This window comes from Stenotrophomonas sp. C3(2023) (assembly GCF_032911385.1).
Classification (GTDB): Bacteria; Pseudomonadota; Gammaproteobacteria; order Xanthomonadales; family Xanthomonadaceae; genus Stenotrophomonas.
The window spans coordinates 599,694-616,090 of the sequence record NZ_JAWJLO010000001.1 but is presented as its reverse complement, the minus strand read 5'-3'; the positions used below and the strand labels follow the sequence as shown (position 1 = coordinate 616,090).

The window sequence follows — 16,397 nt, the reverse complement described above, 5'->3', positions numbered from 1 at the left end:
GACCGTTGGTCGTCACGCGGTTGATCCTGACGTTGATCTTGATGAGACCAACCCGCCTGGCCTCACCCGGAACCGGCTTGGGCGTTGCCGCCCTCAGTAGCCCGCCGCCTGGCCATCCTTGCGGCTTTCCGATGCGCCGTAGTACACACCGCTTTCCGGGTCGCGCATGATCGCCTGGTAGCCACCATACGGACCATCGGCGAACACCACCCGATGCCCCTTGCGCATCAGCGCGCGCACCGTTTCGTAGGCGAAGCCGGTTTCCAGATTCACTTCCCCGCCGTCGGTCATCGCCGTGGCCTGGCCGGTCGGTTCGGTCGAGCCTTCGTGCTGGATGCGCGGCGCATCGCCCGCTTCCTGCAGATTCATGCCGAAGTCCACCAGGTTCATCACGATCTGCGCATGACCCTGCGGCTGCATCGCCCCGCCCATGACGCCAAAGCTGGCATATGGCTTGCCGTCCTTGGTGATGAAGCCGGGAATGATGGTCTGGAAGGGACGTTTGCCCGGTGCATAGCCATTTGGATGGCCCTCCTGCAGCACGAACATCTCACCGCGGTCCTGCAGGATGAACCCCAACCCCGGCGGCGCCATGCCGCTGCCCATGCCACGGTAATTGGACTGGATCAGCGAGACCATCATGCCGTCGGCGTCGGCCACGGTCATGTAGATCGTGTCGCCCTCCTCCAGCTGTTTCGGCGTACCCGGCTGTACCGTCTTGAGCGCACTGTCCATCGAGATCAGCGCGCGTCGTTGTGCGGCGTACTCCTTGGAGATCAGCCGCTGCACCGGCGCCGGCTGGAATGCCATGTCCGCATAGAAACGCGCGCGGTCGGCGAACGCCAGCTTTTTGGCTTCAACGAACAGGTGCACGTGCTCGGGCGAACCAAACGGAATCTTCGAGAAATCGTAGCCTTCAAGCACATTGAGAATCTGCAGCGCGGCGATGCCCTGGCTGTTGGGCGGCAGCTCCCACACATCGTAGCCGCGGTAGCTGCTGCTGACCGGTTCGATCCACTCGCCCTCATGGTCGGCCATGTCCTGGTAGCTCAGGTACCCTCCGTTGGCCTTGAAATACCTGTCGATGGTGCGGGCGATGTCACCCTTGTAGAACGCGTCGCGGCCGCCGTCGGCGATCTGCTGCAGGGTGTCGGCCAGGTTGGGGTTCTTCCACATCTGGCCCTTGCGCGGCGCATGGCCGTCAACGGTGAACTGCTCGCTGAAACCGGGATGCTTCGACAACCGCGGCACCGAGCGGTCCCAGTAATACGCGATGACCTCGGACACCGGATGTCCCTCGCGCGCATAGCGGATCGCCGGCGCCAGATTCTCGGCCATCGGCTTGCGGCCAAACCGCTCGTGCAGCGCGAACCAGCCATCCACCGCCCCGGGCACGGATACCGGCAGGGGGCCGGTCGCCGGAATCTCCTTGAGCCCGCGACGGCGGAACTCGGCCAGGGTCAGCGAGCGCGGCGAGCGACCCGAGCCGTTATAGCCGTGCAATCTCCCGGTGCGGGGGTCCCAGACGATGGCGAACAGGTCGCCCCCGATGCCGTTGCCTGTCGGCTCCATCAGACCCAGCGCAGCGTTGGCTGCGATGGCCGCGTCGACCGCTGAGCCGCCTGCCTTCATCACATCCAGCGCGATCTGGGTCGCCAGCGGCTGCGAGGTGGCGGCCATTGCATGCGGCGCGATGACCTCCGAGCGGGTGGCAAACGTGTGGCCGGTGATGCGGTCGGCAGCGGCGGCCATGGTCGGCAGGCTGGCCAGCAGGGCGGCGCCGAGCAGGGTTCGGACAAGGGTCAAGGGCACGGTCGATTCCAGCAGGAGGTCGGGTCGATCTTCGCGCACCTGGATGCTCACGTGGTATCGGGCAGAGGTCATGGGTGATGTTGACGTCCCCCAAGGGGCCGCGCGCACTACGGCCCCGAACGGGCAGCTGGCACGACGGCACCGCCTTCGTTTCAATCGCAACAAAGCCCGTCCCGCAAGGGTTCCAGGTGGATTCATGGGTAACCATCGGCAATGTCGCCCAAACCGTTGACAAGGTCGAAACAGGCGTGTTTTCCTCGGCCCCATGTTGCAACGCCACACGCCACCGCGAGACCACCACGCCGCCGCCGATACCGGTGCCGCGCCGCTGCGTTCGCTTCTCGTGCTCGTACTTATTAGCCAGCCTACAGGTGCGGGACGAGCCAGCGTGTAAGCAGAACACACACAACGGAACTCGATCAGAACCCGCACCGGCCCCGGTGCGGGTTTTTTCGTTTCAGGAACCCGTCACACCGCGCACCACCTCCACCCGCCTTCCCTCTTTCCAAGGAACCACCACGATGAGCACCAACGACCTGCCCCAGACCAAGATCGCTGTCATCGGCTACGGCAGCCAGGGCCGCGCCCACGCACTGAACCTGCGCGAATCCGGCTTCGAGGTCGTGGTCGGCCTGCGGCCCGGCGGCCCCACGGAAGTGAAAGCGCAGGCTGATGGCTTCACCGTCAAGGCGCCGGCCGAGGCGGTGAAGGATGCTGATCTGGTCGCCGTGCTGACGCCGGACATGGTGCAGAAGAAGCTCTACGAAGACGTGCTGGCGCCGAACATGAAACAGGGCGCCTGCCTGCTGTTCGCCCACGGCCTGAATGTGCATTACGGCATGATCACCCCGCGCGATGACCTGGACGTGGTGCTGGTCGCGCCGAAGGGCCCAGGCGCGCTGGTGCGCCGCGAGTATGAAATCGGCCGCGGCGTGCCCTGCATCTGGGCCGTCTACCAGGACACCAGCGGCAAGGCGGCAGCACATGCGTTGGCCTACGCCGGTGGCCTGGGCGGTGCCCGCGCGAACCTGATCCAGACCACCTTCAAGGAAGAAACCGAAACCGATCTGTTCGGCGAGCAGGCCGTACTGTGCGGTGGCGCCTCGGCGTTGGTCCAGGCCGGTTTCGAAACCCTGGTCGAGGCCGGTTACCAGCCAGAGATCGCCTATTACGAGGTGCTGCACGAACTGAAGCTGATCGTCGACCTGTTCTACGAAGGCGGCATCTCGCGCATGCTGGAGTTCATCTCCGAGACCGCGCAATACGGCGACTACGTGAGCGGGCCGCGGGTGATCGATGCCGGCACCAAGGCACGCATGAAGGAAGTGCTCAAGGACATCCAGGACGGCACCTTCACCAAGAACTGGGTGGCCGAGTACGAGGCCGGGCTGCCGAACTACAACCGCTTCAAGCAGGCCGATCTGGAGCATCCGATCGAGAAGGTGGGCAAGGAACTGCGCGCCAAGATGGTCTGGCTGCAGGGCCAGGCCGCGTAAACGCGCGGCCCTCCTCTTCCCCGCTTCGCAAGGTTGCCCATGAACACCCCCGAACAACGAAGCGCGCCGCCCAACGGCGCGCGCTGGTTGACCCAGGCGCTGGAGGCCGAAGGCGTGCAGACGCTGTTCGGCTACCCCGGCGGCACCATCATGCCGTTCTATGACGCGCTGGTGGACTCGTCGCTCAAGCACATCCTGGTGCGCCACGAGCAGGGTGCCGCTCTGGCCGCCAACGGCTTTGCGCGTGCCAGCGGCCGCGTCGGCGTCTGCGTCGCCACCTCGGGTCCAGGCGCCTCGAATCTGGTCACCGGCATTGCCGACGCCATGCTCGACTCGGTGCCGATGGTCTGCATCACCGGCCAGGTCGCCACGCCGCTGCTGGGTACTGACGCGTTCCAGGAACTGGATGTGTTCGGTCTGACCCTGCCGATCGTCAAGCACAGCTGGCTGGTGCGCAGCGTGGATGATCTGCCGCAGGTGGTCGCCGCTGCGTTCCGGATCGCGCGCGAAGGGCGTCCGGGGCCGGTGCTGATCGACATGCCCAAGGACGTGCAGCTGGCCGATGCAAGCCATCTGCCAGCCCATGTACCGGCCACGGTGGAGGCGCCCCCGGCGCCGGCCGACGCTGCGCTGGCCGAGGCCTTCGCCGCATTGGCGGCCGCTGAAAAGCCGGTGATCTATGCCGGCGGCGGCATTGCGCTGGGCAACGCGGTGCAGGCGCTGCGTGATTTCGCCCAGGCCAGCGGCATCCCCACCGTGATGACCCTGCGCGGCTTGGGTGCGCTGCCACCGTCGCATCCGCAGTCGCTGGGCATGCTGGGCATGCATGGCACCCGCGCGGCCAACATGGCCGTGCAGGAGTGCGACCTGCTGCTGGTGCTGGGTGCCCGCTTCGACGACCGTGCCACCGGCAAGCTGGCCGAGTTCGCGCCATTTGCACGCGTCGTGCATATCGACGCCGACGCCTACGAGATCTCCAAACTGCGGGCCGCTGACATCGCCGTGCCCGGCAATGTCGCTCAGGCGATCGCCGCGCTGCAGGCCGCTTTCCCGGTCCCGCTGCCGCAGCAGCAGGCCTGGCGGGCGCGCTGCAGCCAGCACCGCGAGCGCTTTGCCAACCGGTACGATGCGCCGGGCGCGCACATCTACGCACCGGCGCTGCTCAAACGGCTGAGCGAGCTGGCACCGGCCGATGCGGTGATCGCCTGCGATGTCGGCCAGCATCAGATGTGGGTGGCGCAGCATTGCCGCTTCCAGCACCCGCGCAACCACCTGACCAGCGGTGCGCTGGGCACAATGGGCTTCGGTCTGCCGGCCGCGATGGGCGCGCAGTTCGCCTGCCCGGACCGCACTGTGGTGCTGGTCTCCGGCGATGGCAGCTTCATGATGAACGTGCAGGAGCTGGCCACCATCGCCCGCTGCCGCCTGCCGGTGAAGATCGTGCTGCTGGACAACAGCTCGCTGGGCATGGTCCGGCAGTGGCAGGAACTGTTCTTCGCCGAGCGCTACAGCGAGATCGACCTGTCCGACAACCCGGACTTCGTCGCGCTGGCCAAGGTCTTTGGCATTGCCGCCACCCGTATCGACAACCGCGACGATGTGGAAGGCGGCCTGGCCGCGCTGCTGGCCGAACCCGGCCCGGCGCTGCTGCACGTGGCCATCGATGCACGCGCCAACGTCTGGCCACTGGTGCCGCCGAACACCGCCAACAGCACCATGCTGGAAGCCAACCCTGCACATGTCTCCCAGGAGGTGCCCAATGCAATACCGGCTTGATCTGGTGCTGCATCCGGCCGAAGGCGCGCTGCTGCGCGTGATCGGCATGGTCGAGCGTCGCGGCTTTGCCCCGCGCGCGATTGCTGGCGCACCTGCTGCAGACGATCAGGGCCGCTGGCACCTGTACATGGTGGTCGACGGGCAGCGCCCGCCCGAAACGCTGCGCCTGCAACTGGAGAAAATCTACGACTGCATCGCGGTGGATATCACCCCGCTGGCCGACACCCTGCAGGGCGTGGCCGCATGAGCGCCCGTACCGTCCAGAGGGTACCGGCGCGGAGGTGTCTTCTCGGCTGCGCGTGCGCATGGGTGGCGCCGTACCGCCCACAGGTGTCCAATGCCCTCGCCTGACAACGCTGTGGATGGCGACGTCGGCGGCGTAACCGTTGCCGACGTGCTGGCCGCGCAGGCACGCCTGCGTCGTTTCCTCCCAGCAACACCGGTCCATCATGCCGAGCGATTCGGCACCTGGCTGAAGCTGGAGAACCTGCAGCGTACCGGCTCGTACAAGGTGCGCGGCGCGCTGAACGCGCTGTTGGCAGGTCGTGAACGCGGCGACACCCGCCCGGTGATCTGCGCTTCGGCTGGCAACCATGCCCAGGGTGTGGCCTGGTCGGCCTATCGGCTGAATGTGTCGGCGATCACCGTGATGCCGCATGGTGCGCCGGCCAACAAGATCGCTGGCGTGGGTCACTGGGGTGCCACGGTCCGCCAGCACGGCGAGAGCTACGACGAGGCCTACGCGTTCGCGCGCGAGCTGGCGCAGCAGCACGGTTACCGTTTCCTCTCCGCGTTTGACGACCCGGATGTGATTGCTGGTCAGGGCACGGTCGGCATCGAGCTGGCCGCGCACAGTCCGGAGGCGGTGATCGTGCCGATCGGCGGCGGCGGGCTCGCTTCGGGCGTCGCGCTGGCCTTGAAATCGCAGGGCGTGCGCATCATTGGCGCGCAGGTCGAGGGCGTCGATTCGATGGCCCGTGCGCTCCGCGGTGATACCCAGCCGCTGGCGCCGGCTGCATCGCTGGCCGATGGCGTACGGGTCAAGGTGCCGGGCCTGCTGACGCGCCGCCTGTGCGCCGCACTGCTGGACGATGTGGTGATCGTGCGTGAAGCCGAGCTGCGCGAAACCGTGGTGCGTCTGGCGCTGGAAGAAAACCTGATCGCCGAAGGTGCTGGCGCGCTGGCCTTGGCGGCGGGCCGCCGGGTTGCCAGCCGGCGCAAATTCGCGGTGATTTCCGGCGGCAACATCGATGCCGCTGTACTCGCCCGGCTGCTCACCGACATCCGCCCGCGCCCGCCGCGCAAGCCGCGACGGCGACGTGCCGACACTCCCCGGCCTGCGGCACCTGCAGCATCCGTGGCCGCCGTATCCGCTTCCCCTTCAACTCTGCTGACCGCCATTGCCGCCGTCGAGGAAACAACACCATGAACACCAGCCCCGTATCTCCCCGAATTAGAATCTTCGACACCACCCTGCGCGATGGCGAGCAGTCACCCGGCTGCAGCATGAGCCCCCAGCAGAAGCTGGTGATGGCACGTGCGCTCGACGAGCTGGGCGTGGATGTCATCGAAACCGGCTTCCCGGCCAGCTCGCAGAGCGACCGCGAAGCGATGGCCATGATCGGCCGTGAGATCCGCCGTCCCATCCTGGCCGTGCTGTCGCGCTGCCTGGCCGGCGACATCGAGACCTCGGCGCGGGCCCTGGAGTCGGCGGCACATCCGCGCCTGCACGTATTCCTGTCCACCAGCCCGCTGCACCGCGAGCACAAGCTGCGGATGACCCGCGAGCAGGTGCTGGAGTCGGTGCACAGACACGTATCGCTGGCGCGCTCGCACATCGACGATGTCGAGTTTTCCGCCGAGGATGCCACCCGTACCGAGCTGGACTATCTGATCGAGGTGGCGCGTGTGGCCATCGCCGCCGGTGCCACCACCATCAACCTGCCCGACACCGTGGGCTTCACCACCCCCGAAGAAATCCGCACGATGTTCCAGCAGGTGATCGCAGGCGTGGCGGAGGTACCTGGTGCGGCCAACGTGGTCTTCAGCGCGCACTGCCACAACGACCTGGGCCTGGCGGTGGCCAACTCGCTGGCCGCCGTCGAGGGCGGTGCGCGCCAGGTCGAGTGCACCATCAACGGCATCGGCGAGCGCGCGGGCAACTGCTCGCTGGAAGAAATCGCGATGGCGCTGAAGGTGCGTCAGGCGTTCTACGAACAGCAGACCTCGATCAACAGCCCGCGCATCGTCTCGGCGTCACAGCTGCTGCAGCGCCTGGTCGGCATGCCGGTGCAGCGGAACAAGGCCATCGTCGGAGCGAACGCCTTCGCGCATGAATCCGGCATCCACCAGCACGGCATGCTGCGGCACCGCGGCACCTACGAAATCATGCGGCCTGAGGACGTGGGCTGGGCCGACTCGCAGATGGTGCTGGGTCGTCACAGTGGCCGTGCCGCGGTCGAAGCACGTCTGCGGGCGCTGGGCTTCTGGCTGGAGGAAGAAGAGCTGAAGCTGGTGTTCGACCAGTTCAAGAACCTGTGTGAGCAGCAGCGCGTGGTTACCGACGCCGATCTGCAGGTGCTGATGCAGGGCGGCGACACCGCGCAGGGCTACCGTCTGGCCTCGATGACCATCAGCGATGTGGGCAGCCGCGCCAACGCACTGGTCGAGCTGTCCGACCCGGACGGCAATCGCGTGGCGGAAACCGCGCAGGGCGACGGTCCGGTCGACGCCCTGTTCGGCGCACTGTCAGCCGCCACTGGTGTGAGCCTGCAGTTGGACAGCTACCAGGTCCACAGTGTGGGCATCGGCGCTGATGCGCGCGGTGAAGCCAATCTGAGCGTGCGCCACCAGGACGAGGTCTTCGAAGGCACTGGTACCAGCCGCGACATCATCGAAGCCTCCGCGTTGGCCTGGCTGGATGTGACCAATCGACTGCTGCGGCAGCGCCAGGCCGCCGCCGCCGAGCAGACCGTTACCGCCGCTGCCTGAGGACACCGCCAATGCACGCCTTCTCTGTTTCCGCTCCTGACGCTGGTCAACACTGGAACCCACAGGACTACGCCATCGACGCCGGCTTCGTGCCGGTACTCGGCGGCGCAGCCGTGCGGCTGCTGGCACCGCGCGCCGGCGAACGGATCCTAGATCTGGGTTGTGGCGATGGCGTACTCAGCAGTGAACTTGCTCTCAGCGGCGCCCATGTTACCGGCGTGGATGCCTCGCCGGAACTGGTCAACGCCGCGCGCGCGCGCGGCATCCACGCCGAACTGATGGACGGCCATGCGCTACGCTTCACAGCGCAGTTCGATGCAGTGTTCAGCAATGCGGCGCTGCACTGGATGCGCGCACCCGACCGGGTCCTGGAAGGTGTTCGCCGGGCGCTGAGGCCCGGTGGCCGCTTCGTCGGTGAGTTCGGCGGCCACGGCAATGTGGCGCGGATCATCGCTGCGGTGCAGGCCGCCCGTGCCGCGCACGGCCATGGCAGCAGTCCCTTCGCCTGGTATTTTCCCACCGCCGAGGCGTACGCCGACCGCCTGCACCAGCACGGCTTCACGGTGGAGCTGATCGAGACCGTGCAGCGGCCAACCCCGCTGCCCACCGGCGTCGCCGGCTGGTTGCGGGTGTTTGCCGCACCTTTGCTGGAAGACCTGTCGCAGCCGGACCGCGAACAGGTCCGTCAAGCGGCCGCCGGACTGCTGTCCGATCTCCCCCGCGACGCGCAGGAACTGCCGCTCGCCGACTATGTCCGTCTTCGGTTCCAGGCGTCAGTGCGCTGAGCTTGACGCGCGCCCCGTTGTTTCCCGATGTTCGTATTCCGCTCAATCGCCAGGCCACTCAATGACCTCCCCGCCCCGCTCCCTGTACGACAAACTGTGGGACGCCCATGTCGTCGTCCCCGAATCCGACAGCGCTCCTGCCGTGCTGTACATCGACCTGCATCTGATCCACGAGGTCACCTCGCCGCAGGCATTCACCGAACTGCGTCAGCGCGGTCTGGCGCCACGCCGGCCCGATCGCACCAAGGCCACCATGGATCATTCCACGCCGACGCTGCCGGCCGATGCCGATGGCAGGCTGCCGTATGCCAGCGCCGCCTCCGAGGCGCAGGTGGCGATGCTGGCGCGCAACTGCAGCGAGTACGGCATTGAGCTGTTCGACATGGCCTCGGACAACCGTGGCATCGTGCATGTCATCGCACCGGAGCAGGGCTTCACCCAGCCCGGCATGACCATCGTCTGTGGTGACAGTCACACCTCCACCCACGGCGCGTTTGGTGCGCTGGCGTTCGGCATCGGCACCAGCGAGGTTGGCCATGTGCTGGCCACCCAGTGCCTGCTGCAGCGCAAGGCCAGGACCATGGCCATCACCGTCGACGGCCCGCTGGCCCCAGGGGTGGGCGCCAAGGATGTGGTGCTGCACATCATCGGGGTGATCGGGGTCAACGGCGGTACCGGCCATGTCATCGAGTTCCGTGGCAGCACCATCGAAGCGATGACCATGGAACAGCGCATGACCCTGTGCAACATGTCCATCGAGGCTGGCGCGCGTGCCGGCATGGTTGCGCCCGACCAGGTGACCTTCGACTTCGTCGCGGCAACGCCGCGCGGCCCCAAGGGCGCCGCGTTCGAGGCAGCGGTTGAAACCTGGACGCAGCTGCGCAGTGACGAGGGTGCGCGCTTTGACGCCGAGGTCCACATCAATGCGGCCGACATCCGCCCCACCCTGACCTGGGGAACGCACCCGGGCACCGCCATAGCGGTGGATGCACCGATTCCCGCCGCCAGCGATGCAGCCGCACAGAAGGGGCTGGACTACATGCAGCTGCAGGCCGGGCAGGCGCTGGTGGGCACCCCGGTGGATGTGGTCTTTGTTGGCTCGTGCACCAACGGCCGGCTCAGCGACATGCGCGAGGTGGCGCAGGTGCTGCGTGGCCGCCGCGTCGCCGAGCGCGTACGCATGCTGGTGGTCCCCGGCTCGGAGATCGTCAAACGCCAGGCCGAGGCCGAGGGCATCGATGCGATCGTACGCGCGGCCGGCGCCGAATGGCGGGAGCCGGGGTGTTCGATGTGCATTGCCATGAACGGTGACCTGGTGGCGCCGGGGCAGCTGGCGGTGAGTACCAGCAACCGCAACTTCGAGGGGCGTCAGGGCCCGGGATCACGTACCCTGCTGGCCTCGCCGATGAGCGCGGCCTGGGCGGCGGTAAACGGCCACGTTGCCGACACCCGCACCTTGTTCACCAAGGAGGTGGCCTGATGAGCGCGCTGCGTACCCTGTCTTCGGCCAGCATCGTGCTGCCCCAGACCAACATCGACACCGACCAGATCATTCCGGCGCGTTTTCTGTCGACCACCGAACGCGCCGGGCTGGGCCGCAATGCCTTCAACGACTGGCGCTGGCAGGCCGACGGCACGCCCAATCCTGCTTTTGCCTTCAACCAGCCACACAACGCCGGCCGCAGCATTCTGCTGGCCGGGCGCAACTTCGGCTGCGGTTCCTCGCGCGAACATGCGCCATGGGCGTTGACCGACCTGGGCCTGCGCGCCATCGTCAGCAGCGAGATCGCTGACATCTTCCGCGGCAACGCGCTGAAGAACGGCCTGCTGCCGATCGTGCTGGACGAAGCCGACGTGCAGGTGCTGATGCAGCGCCCGGACGATGTGCTGACCGTTGATATCGCCGCGCGCGAGCTGCGTACCCCTGACGGCCGCATCTATGCCTTCCCCCTCGATGGTTTCTCGCAGACCTGTCTGCTGGAAGGTGTCGATCAGCTCGGCTATCTGCTGGGTCGGGTCTCTGAAATCGAACATTACGAGAGTGAACATGCACGCTGAAATCGTTGTCCTGCCCGGTGATGGCATCGGCCCGGAAGTGGCCGCCGCCGCTGTGGCCGTGCTGCAGGCGGTCGCCACGCGTTTCCATCACAGCTTCACCTTCAGCGAGCATGACATCGGCGGCATCGCCATCGACCGCCACGGCGAGCCGCTGCCGGCCACGACCCTGGCTGCCTGCCAGGCTGCCGACGCCGTGCTGCTCGGGGCGGTGGGAGGCCCAAAGTGGTCCGACCCCAATGCCAGGGTGCGGCCGGAACAAGGGCTGCTGGCGATCCGCAAAGCGCTGGGTCTGTACGCCAACCTGCGTCCGGTGCGCACCCACGAGGCTGCGCTCGGTGCCTCACCGATCAAGGCCGAACTGCTGCGCGGCGTCGACTTCGTGGTGGTACGCGAGCTGACCGGTGGCATCTACTTTGGTGACAAGACCCGCGACGCCGACAGCGCCAGCGACCTGTGCCGCTATACCGTGGTGGAGATCGAGCGCGTGCTGCGCAGCGCGTTCGCCCTGGCGCGCCAGCGACGCGGCAAGCTGACCTCGGTGGACAAGGCCAACGTGCTGGAAACCTCGCGGCTGTGGCGCGACGTCGCCACGCGGATCGGCCGCGACGAGTTTGCCGACGTGGTGTTGGAGCACCAGCTGGTCGACTCCATGGCGATGCATCTGCTGGCCAAGCCGCGCGAGTACGATGTGATCGTCACCGAGAACATGTTCGGCGACATCCTCACCGATGAGGCCTCGATGCTGGCAGGCTCGCTCGGCCTGCTGCCGTCGGCCTCGCTGGGCGAACCGGGCGCGGTAGGCATCTACGAGCCGATCCACGGGTCGGCACCGGACATCGCCGGCAAGGGCATCGCCAATCCCTACGCGACAATCTTCAGTGCGGCGATGCTGTTGCGTCATTCGCTGCAGCTGGACGCGGAAGCTGCAGCGGTGGAGGCGGCCGTGCATGCCACGCTGGACGCCGGTGTATTCACCGCCGACCTGGCCGCCCAGGGCGCGGCGGTGAGTACCGCGCAGGCTACCGAAGCGGTGCTGGCCCAGCTGTCGTAGAGCCGACCCCATGGTCGGCTGCTGTTCGGACAGACCGCGGTGGTTCTGCCGCGCTGCGCGCGGTGAGCCGACCATGGGTCGGCTCTACCAGAGGCGCTGTGCTGTGGCGTCGGTCGCTGCCTGCGGGGCTATTGCGGTTTCACCCGGAACCAGGCGGCATACAGGGCTGGCAGAAACACCAGCGTCAGCACGGTGCCGATGATCAGGCCACCCATGATCGAGATTGCCATCGAACCATAGAACGCACTGCGCGACAGCGGGATCATGGCCAGGATCGCGGCCAGCGCGGTCAGTACGATCGGGCGGAACCGGCGTACGGTCGCGTCGATGATCGCATGCCAACGGTCGTGACCGGCGTCGATGTCCTGCTGGATCTGGTCGATCAGGATCACCGAGTTGCGCATGATCATGCCGGCCAGGGCGATCGTGCCCAGCATCGCCACAAAACCGAATGGCACGCGGAAGATCAGCAGGAACAGCGTGGCGCCGATGATGCCCAACGGCGCGGTCACCAGCACCATCGCGGCGCGCGAGAAGCTGCGCAGCTGCAGCATCAGCAGGGTCGCCACCACCGCCAGGAACAGCGGCAGTCCGGCCTTGATCGAATCCTGCCCGCGGGCCGAGTCCTCCACCGTGCCGCCGGTCTCCAGCAGGTAACCACTGGGCAACGCGCTGCGGATGCCGTCCAGCGTGGGCTGGATCTGCTTGACCACGTCCAGCGGTTGCATGCCATCGCCGATATCAGCGCGCACGGTCACCGTCGGCAAGCGGTCTCGATGCCAGATGATGCCGTCCTCGAAACCGTATTCCAGCGTGGCCACCTGCGAGAGCGTGATGCTCTCGCCGTTGCCGACCGGCATGGCCAGACTGGAAAGCTGTTCCAGCTGCGCGCGGTCCTGGGCCTGCCCGCGCAGCAGCATCTCGATCTGGCGGTTGCCTTCACGGTAGACGCTTACGCTCTGACCAGCCAACGCGCTGGCCAGGAACTGGCTGACCTGCGCACTGCTGACGCCAAGCGCGCGGGCGCGGTCCTGGTCGATGACCAGCCGCACGACCTTGCTCGGTTCGCTCCAGTCCAGATTGACGTTCACGGTATGCGGATTGGCACGCACCTGCTCCAGCACCTGACGGGCAATCTGCTGCACCTCGGCGATATGCTCACCCGACACCCGGAACTGCACCGGGTAACCCACCGGCGGTCCATTCTCCAGACGGGTCACGCGCATCTGCACGTCCGGGAACTGCGGCAGCACTTCATCCAGCAGCCACTGCCGGGTGGACTCGCGGGCGTGGATATCCTGGGCCAGCACGACGAACTGGGCGAAGTTGGTTGCTGGCAGCTGCTGGTCCAGTGGCAGGTAGAAGCGCGGCGACCCGGTGCCCACATAGGCCACATAGTTGGTCAGGTCGGTACGCGTGGCCAGCAGCTTCTCCAGCTTCTCCGCCTGGGCCTGCGTGGCCGTCAGCGAGGCACCCTCGGCCAGCTCGATATCCACCATCAGCTCCGGGCGCGTGGAGTCGGGGAAGAACTGCTGCGGCACGAAGCGGAACATCAGCAGCGAGAACACGAACAGCGCGGCCGTCGCCAGAATCACCCACCAGCGCCGGCGCAGGCAGGCATCGAGAAAACGCCGGAAGCGCTGGTAGAACGGCCGCTGGTAGGGATCATGGTCCTGGCCATGCGGCGCCGGGGCGATCAGGTTGGCCAGTGCCGGCTGGCGGTCGGCCCAGCGCTGCCGGAACGCCAGCCAGCGTCCGGCCACGCTGCCCGGCTTCGGCGGCTGCCGGTTGAACAGATCCGGCAGCATCTTGTCGCCAAGGTAGGGAATGAACAGCACCGCGGCGATCCACGACACCACCAGCGCGATGGTCACCACCTGGAACAGCGAGCGGGTGTATTCGCCGGTGCTGGACGCCGCGGTGGCGATCGGCAGAAAACCGGCGGCGGTGATCAAGGTGCCCGTCAGCATCGGGAAGGCGGTGGACTCCCAGGCAAAACTGGCCGCGCGCAGGCGGTCGTACCCCTGCTCCATCTTGGTGGCCATCATTTCCACGGCAATGATCGCATCGTCCACCAGCAGGCCCAGGGCAAGCACCAGCGCCCCGAGCGAAATCTTGTGCAGGCCGATGCCGAAGTAATGCATGACGAAGAAGGTCATCGCCAGCACCAGCGGAATCGAGACCGCCACCACCATGCCGGTGCGCACGCCGAGGGAGAAGAAACTCACCAGCAGCACGATGATCACCGCTTCGGTCAGCACGCGTACGAACTCACCGACCGAGTCGTCCACCGCGCGGGGCTGGTCGGAGACCTTGCGCAGCTGCATGCCGGCCGGCAGCGTCTTCTGCAGGCGGTCGAACTCGGCATCCAGATTGGCGCCCAGCTTGAGGATGTCGCCCCCGTCCTTCATCGCCACCGCAAGACCGATCGCATCGTGGCCAAGGAAACGCATCTTTGCCGAAGACGGATCGGCGAACCCGCGCTTGATCTGCGCGATGTCGCCCAGCCGCACGGTGCGCTCTCCGGCACGGATCGGGAAGGCGGCAATGGCTTGGATGCTGTCGAACTGGCCGCTCACGCGCAGCTGCACGCGATCGGTGGCGGTTTCGAAGAAGCTGGTGCCGGTGATGGCGTTCTGGTCGGCAAGCGCCTGCTGGACCTGCTGCATGGAAATGCCAAGGGTGGCCAGGCGGGTATTGGATATCTCGATCCAGACCTTCTCATCCTGCAGGCCCAGCAGGTCCACCTTGCCCACGTCGGGCACGCGCTGCAGTTCCAGCTGGATGCGGTCGGCATAGTCGCGCATCACGGCGTAGTCGAAGCCGTCGCCGGTCAGCGCGTAGATGTTGCCGAAGGTGTCGCCGAACTCATCATTGAAGAACGGACCGACGATCTCGCGCGGCAGCGTGGCCTGGATGTCACCGACGCGCTTGCGCACCTGGTACCAGAGGTCGGGGATGTCCTTGGAGCGCATGTCGTCGCGGGCCATGAAGATGACCTGCGACTCGCCGGGACGCGAGTAGGAGCGGATGAACTCGAACTCGCCGGTGTTCATCAGCGCCTTTTCGATCGGCTCGGTCACCTGCCGCGAGACCTGCTCGGCAGTGGCGCCTGGCCACATCGTGCGCACCACCATCGCCTTGAAGGTGAACGGCGGGTCCTCGGACTGACCCAGATGCTTGTAAGACCACGCGCCGATGAGCGCCAGCGCCAGCATCGCAAACAGCACAAGCGGGCGGTTGGACAGCGCCCATTCGGAAAGGTTGAATCGACGCACGGCGCTTACTCCCCGGCCTTGGCAGCGGGTGCAGCGGGCGCCTTGAGCACGGGCCGGTTATGCCGGTCCACCGCACGCACGGCCTGGCCATCGCGCAGCAGATGCCCGCCTGCCGCAACCACCCAGTCGGTCGCACTGACACCGGACAGCACCGGCACGCTTTCGCTGCCGTAGGCGCCGATGGTCACCGGCACCGCCTTCAGCGTGGCGTTGGCCGGGTCGACGACCCAGACGCTGGTCCTGCCGTCCGGGCCCTGCTGGATGGCCGCCAGCGGCAGCTGCAGGGTGCCGGCACGGCCGGCTGTGCTGTAGACCTTGGCGCTCTGGCCCAGTTCGACCCCGGCCAGCGCGGCCGGATCCAGGCTGACCCGCGCCGCATAGGTCCGCGCCTGCGCATCAGCTGCAGCGGCGATCTCGCGCAGCGTGCCGGGCAGGCGCTGGCCGGGACGGTTCCACAGTTCCACCTGCACCGGTTGGCCCACCGCGTAATCGGCGATGGTGGCCTCGGGCAGGTAGATCAGCACCTCGCGGCCGCCATCGGCGGCAAGATTGAAGATGGTCTGCCCAGCGGCCACCACCTGTCCGGCCTCGGCCTCGCGGCTGGCGATGACGCCGTCGGCGGGGGCGCGCAGCTGCGCGTAGTCGGCCTGGTTGCGCAGTACATCGAGATTGGCGCGGGCGGCATTGGCCTGACCCTGCGCGGCTTTGAACGCGGCGACCTGCTGGTCCAGCGTGGAGCGGCTCACCAGCTGCTGGTCGGCCAGCGTCCGGTAGCGGGCCAGGTCGTCACGCGCGCGGACAAGGTCGGCCTCGGCGGCCTGCAGCTGCGCCTGCGAGGCGCGTGCCTGCAGCGCGAAATCGGCCGCGTCCAGCTCGGCCAGCAGTTGGCCCTTGCGTACGCGCTGGCCCGCATCGACCTCCCGTTTGACCAGGTTGCCGCCGACGCGGAAGGACAGCGGGCTCTCCTGCCGTGCGCGGATCTCGCCGGCGTACGTGGCCGGGGCCTGCCCCACCGGCTGGCCCGGCTGCACCACCAGCACCGGCACGGCGGTCGCCGGCTCGGCCGGCTTGCCCGTGCACGCCGCCAACATGGCCGCGCACAACAGATGTCCCATCCAACGCATGCTTTTCATCGGTCTACTTCCTGCTG

General features: G+C 67.1%; 11 protein-coding genes and 1 pseudogene. 9 read left to right on the top strand and 3 right to left on the bottom strand.

What is annotated here, in order from left to right; genetic code table 11:
• Positions 1-93 precede the first annotated feature (93 nt).
• Positions 94-1,752: a gamma-glutamyltransferase gene (gene ggt / locus RZA67_RS02525; protein ID WP_317213783.1), complete on the bottom strand. Its 1,659-nt coding sequence runs from the start codon at positions 1,750-1,752 to the stop codon at positions 94-96.
• 578 nt (positions 1,753-2,330) lie between these two features.
• On the opposite strand from ggt, the pseudogene ilvC reads away from it, so the two are divergent.
• The 9 genes and pseudogenes from ilvC to leuB form a co-directional block, all read left to right on the top strand.
• Positions 2,331-3,308 (top strand): annotated as a pseudogene (gene ilvC / locus RZA67_RS02520) (ketol-acid reductoisomerase); the annotation flags it as partial.
• A gap of 39 nt (positions 3,309-3,347) precedes the next feature.
• Entirely contained in the window at positions 3,348-5,084 is a 1,737-nt protein-coding gene (ilvG, locus tag RZA67_RS02515) for an acetolactate synthase 2 catalytic subunit (protein WP_317210956.1), read from the top strand.
• Positions 5,068-5,331, top strand: coding sequence for an ACT domain-containing protein (locus tag RZA67_RS02510; protein WP_317210955.1), 264 nt, complete (start codon positions 5,068-5,070; stop codon positions 5,329-5,331). Before ilvG ends, RZA67_RS02510 begins: the two co-directional genes overlap by 17 nt.
• Before the next feature lie 90 nt (positions 5,332-5,421).
• A complete protein-coding gene (locus RZA67_RS02505; RefSeq protein ID WP_317210953.1) occupies positions 5,422-6,513 on the top strand; it encodes a threonine dehydratase in 1,092 nt (363 codons plus the stop codon).
• Positions 6,510-8,075, top strand: coding sequence for a 2-isopropylmalate synthase (locus RZA67_RS02500; protein ID WP_317210952.1), 1,566 nt, complete (start codon positions 6,510-6,512; stop codon positions 8,073-8,075). The genes RZA67_RS02505 and RZA67_RS02500 overlap by 4 nt, the downstream gene beginning before the upstream one ends.
• Positions 8,076-8,086: 11 nt before the next feature.
• Positions 8,087-8,860, top strand: coding sequence for a methyltransferase domain-containing protein (locus tag RZA67_RS02495; RefSeq protein ID WP_317210951.1), 774 nt, complete (start codon positions 8,087-8,089; stop codon positions 8,858-8,860).
• A 61-nt stretch (positions 8,861-8,921) separates the two neighbouring features.
• Positions 8,922-10,340, top strand: coding sequence for a 3-isopropylmalate dehydratase large subunit (leuC, locus tag RZA67_RS02490; protein WP_317210950.1), 1,419 nt, complete (start codon positions 8,922-8,924; stop codon positions 10,338-10,340).
• Positions 10,340-10,918: a 3-isopropylmalate dehydratase small subunit gene (leuD, locus tag RZA67_RS02485; protein WP_317210949.1), complete on the top strand. Its 579-nt coding sequence runs from the start codon at positions 10,340-10,342 to the stop codon at positions 10,916-10,918. Before leuC ends, leuD begins: the two co-directional genes overlap by 1 nt.
• The gene (gene leuB, locus RZA67_RS02480) at positions 10,908-11,969 is read left to right on the top strand and encodes a 3-isopropylmalate dehydrogenase (RefSeq protein ID WP_317210948.1); all 1,062 of its coding nucleotides are present in this window, start codon (positions 10,908-10,910) and stop codon (positions 11,967-11,969) included. The genes leuD and leuB overlap by 11 nt, the downstream gene beginning before the upstream one ends.
• Before the next feature lie 128 nt (positions 11,970-12,097).
• Here leuB and RZA67_RS02475 read toward each other — a convergent pair whose 3' ends face one another.
• Positions 12,098-15,247, bottom strand: coding sequence for an efflux RND transporter permease subunit (locus tag RZA67_RS02475; RefSeq protein ID WP_317210947.1), 3,150 nt, complete (start codon positions 15,245-15,247; stop codon positions 12,098-12,100).
• 5 nt (positions 15,248-15,252) lie between these two features.
• Positions 15,253-16,380 (bottom strand): efflux RND transporter periplasmic adaptor subunit, encoded by a 1,128-nt coding sequence (locus RZA67_RS02470; protein ID WP_317210946.1) that lies wholly within the window; start codon positions 16,378-16,380, stop codon positions 15,253-15,255.
• Positions 16,381-16,397 lie beyond the last annotated feature (17 nt).